The following is an 876-nucleotide window of genomic DNA, read 5'->3' as shown; positions in this document are numbered from 1 at the left end:
CCTGTCGATGGTCCCAATGAGATCGGTGCTGTCGATGATCGTCATGCCACAACCTGCCGTCCTGCATTCTTGGCGATATAAGCTGCGGTCCTCTTAGCCAGGGCACAGATCGTCGCCGTAGGATTGGTTCCCGTTGACGTCGTAAAGACACTGCCATCGACGATGTAGAGGTTGGGCACATCATGTGTCCGCCCGTACTTGTTGACAACAGACGTCTCGGGATCGTCGCCCATTTTCGCGGTACCCAGATTGTGTCCGGAAGAGAAATTGCGGTGAGTGATCCAAGCCTTCGAGGCACCGGCAGCCTCGTGGGCCAGCAGCGACTTCTCAAGGGCAAAGTCGAGAATCTTATGCGTGTTTTCGCTGGTTTTGTAATGGACCTTAGGAGCGGGAAGGCCGTCCGAATCCTTCAGGACGGGGTCAAGCGAGACATAATTGCTTTCCTCCGGCAAGTCTTCTGCATGGACGATCCAATCAATGGAGTGTCCAACTGACTTCCTCATCTTTTCGGTGAAGGCCTCGCCCCAGAACGGTTCATCACGGACTCCTTCGCCCATAGTCCACCGGGTGAACATTTCGACGGGGCCGCCCGAGGTCATGACGTGCCACTTGCTTCCTCTGACGAAACCACGCGAAGGATCGGACTCATAGAACTGCATGGACTCGATCTGTGTACCTGCCGGCCCGACCCAGTCCTCAAAATCCTCGTCATACAGTCCGATGGAAGAGCCGAACGGGTGGAGCATCAGGCGTTTGCCGACCAGCCCGGAGGAGTTTGCCAGCCCGTCTGGAAACATCTTCGATTCGGACATAAGAAGCAACCTGGGCGTGCCGATGCCGTTTGCCGCGACAATGACTACCGATGCGGCCTGGAAG

At 56.4% G+C, this 876-nt stretch carries 1 protein-coding gene; it reads right to left on the bottom strand.

All coding sequences use genetic code 11. The features are described from left to right. Positions 1 to 41: 41 nt before the first annotated feature. Positions 42 to 876: GMC oxidoreductase (locus DBZ45_RS01295; protein ID WP_146617422.1), on the bottom strand; the 835-nt coding region annotated here is incomplete at its 5' end.

The organism is Arthrobacter globiformis, from assembly GCF_003261175.1.
Taxonomy (GTDB): Bacteria; Actinomycetota; Actinomycetes; order Actinomycetales; family Micrococcaceae; genus Arthrobacter; species Arthrobacter globiformis_A.
The sequence above is the reverse complement of the archived record's forward strand: the minus strand, read 5'-3'. Positions and strand labels throughout refer to the sequence as shown.